The sequence below is a fragment of the Sulfuricurvum sp. MLSB genome, from assembly GCF_000747095.1.
Lineage (GTDB): Bacteria > Campylobacterota > Campylobacteria > Campylobacterales > Sulfurimonadaceae > Sulfuricurvum.
Window position 1 is genome coordinate 62,660 of the sequence record NZ_JQGL01000041.1, and the last position, 2,418, is coordinate 65,077.

2 protein-coding genes and 1 pseudogene are annotated in these 2,418 nt (G+C 56.1%); all 3 read left to right on the forward strand.

The genetic code is table 11. The features are described 5' to 3' along the window. On the forward strand, nucleotides 1-797 hold a 797-nt coding region (locus JU82_RS11760; protein ID WP_037947117.1), incomplete at its 5' end, for a cyanophycin synthetase. Between the two features lie 3 nt (nucleotides 798-800). Next, nucleotides 801-1,130, forward strand: coding sequence for a hypothetical protein (locus JU82_RS04715; RefSeq protein WP_037947120.1), 330 nt, complete (start codon nucleotides 801-803; stop codon nucleotides 1,128-1,130). Beyond that, nucleotides 1,127-2,418, forward strand: a pseudogene (locus tag JU82_RS04720) (endonuclease MutS2); the annotation flags it as partial. The gene JU82_RS04715 and the pseudogene JU82_RS04720, both read left to right, overlap by 4 nt.

The window sequence follows — 2,418 nt, forward strand, 5'->3', positions numbered from 1 at the left end:
ATGCCGAGCCTGAGCATATGGAGTATTACCACTACAACCTCGACGAGTTTCATAACGCCTACCGCCGTTTTATCGAGATGGCGCCGGTTCGTGTGATCAACGCGGAAGATCCGTTTATGGCGACGCTGGAGTGCGACGCGATCCGTCTTTATCCCAGTCAGGACATCAGCAACATTACCTATATCCTGATCGACGACGAACCCTACACCCGCTTCACCCTCAAAAATCTCGGCGAGTTTGAAGTATGGGGATTCGGCGAACACATCGCGATGGATGCTTCCCTCGCTATTTTGGCTGCGGTGCAGACGATGAGCGTCGCGGCGATCCGTGCCAACCTGTTGCATTTCAAAGGGATCAAAAAACGGTTCGACGTGATTTTCAAAGGGACTGAACGGGTCATTATCGACGATTACGCCCACCACCCGACCGAGATCAAAGCGACGATGGAATCGCTCAAAACCTATGCCAAGCTCAAAGGGTTCGACCGCATCATCGCCATCTGGCAGCCTCATAAATACTCCCGTACCATCGACAATCTCGACGCGTTTGTCGAGTGTTTCGAAGGGTGCGACGAGCTGGTCATCCTCCCCGTATGGGCAGCGAGTGAAGAACCTCGTGAGATCGATTTCGAAGAGCGGTTCAAACGCTATGACCTCACGATGGCGGATAAACTTCACCGTACAGGCGACACGATCGAAGCCCTGATCGGCGAAAGCGTTGCCAAAACCTATGACAAAGGGCTTATCGTCGGTTTCGGCGCCGGCGATCTGACCTATCAGCTCCGAGGGACGAAATAAGCCATGGGATACGTACTCTGGTTCGGGATCGTTGCACTTTTGTTTGCGTGGATGCATTATTTCACGGAGCTTCGCGGCACACAAAAAGCGATCATTTCCGGAATCGTTGCCCTTCTCATCAGCGGCGCCATTGCCTATAACATTGCGGCGGATCGCGATCGCGAACAGGTGAGCGCGATCGAGCAGAAATACCGCAGCGGCGAGCCCCTCGTGTGCAACGGTGTGGAGGTGAACGCCACGACGTTCGGCTACAGCGTCGGGACGCAGAGCTTCGTCGGCAACAAAGGAACCCGCCATTATCAGCAGATTTTCAACGCCCGCGAGTGCGAATGAACCGTCTGTCGCCCAACCTCGCCGAGCTGTTCGGAAAGCTCGATCTTCTTCCCCATCTGGGAGCTTTGGAACACTTCTTCTCCCGTCCCCAGAACATCGCGATCCCCGGCGATCAGGAACGCCATTACCGCTACATCGAAGCGCTCGATGCGCTGGAGTTTAAAGCCCCGCCCAAAAGCGTCGGATTTGAGACGATTCTCAATCATCTGAAAAAGCAAGGGGTGCTGCGGTTCGAGGACATTTTCGAACTTCTCAAGGTCGTCCGCTACTTTCGCACGCTGCGCAATCAGGGCTATCCGGGTCTGATCGGGGAGTGGATGAACACGATTGTGATCCCTGAAGGGTTCGGGGAGATCGACGAGTATTTCGACGAATCGGGCAAGTTTATCGAATCGCGCGACGAGGAGCTGTACAAAATCGCACAGCGGGTCAAGGCGATCAAAACCGAGATTGCCGAATCGATGAAACGGCTGCTGCATACCCAAAAGCTTACCGCCTATCTCGTGGACACGCAGATTCACTACATTCACGATGAAGAGTGTCTGCTCGTGCGCGGAGGATTCAACCACGTCCTCAAAGGCTCCGTCATCGCACGGACGGGAGCGGGATTTTTTTACGTCGCCCCCGATGCGCTGTTGCGTTCCAAAGAACAGCTACGCTACGTCTTGCAGGAGCGCGACGCCGCATTGTACGAATACGCCAAACGCTTCAGCACCAAGCTTGCCGGATTGATCCCCTTCATCGGGTTTATCGATCGCGAGTTCGACCGCTTCGACCATTATCAGGCGCGCGTCCTCTTCGCCCGCTCCCGCGATTACGCGATCATGAAACCCTCCTGCGACGACGCGATCGTCCTCGAGGAGTTCGCCCATCCGGCCCTCCACAACCCCAAACCGGTCTCCATCGCGTTCAAAGGGAACCTCCTTCTCATCACCGGGGTCAACGCGGGGGGAAAAACGATGCTGCTCAAATCGATCCTCAGCGCGTGCGCGATGGCCAAATACCTGATCCCGATGAAGCTCAACGCCCACAAATCGCGCATCGGGAGTTTCAAGCGCATCGAGGCCGTCATCGACGACCCCCAAAACGTCGGCAACGACATCTCGACGTTTGCCGGACGGATGGTGCAGTTTGCCCACCTCTTCGAGCACAAAAGCGCCCTGATCGGGGTGGACGAGATCGAGCTGGGGACCGACAGCGACGAGGCGGCGGCCCTCTTTGCCATCGTCCTTGACGAGCTGATCAAGCGGGGACAGAAGATCGTCGTCACCACCCACCACAAGCGCCT

Coding starts and splice junctions, on each gene's coding strand:
- JU82_RS04715 (WP_037947120.1), top strand. CDS start 801: ATGGGATACGTACTCTGGTTCGGGATCGTTGCACTTTTGTTTGCGTGG.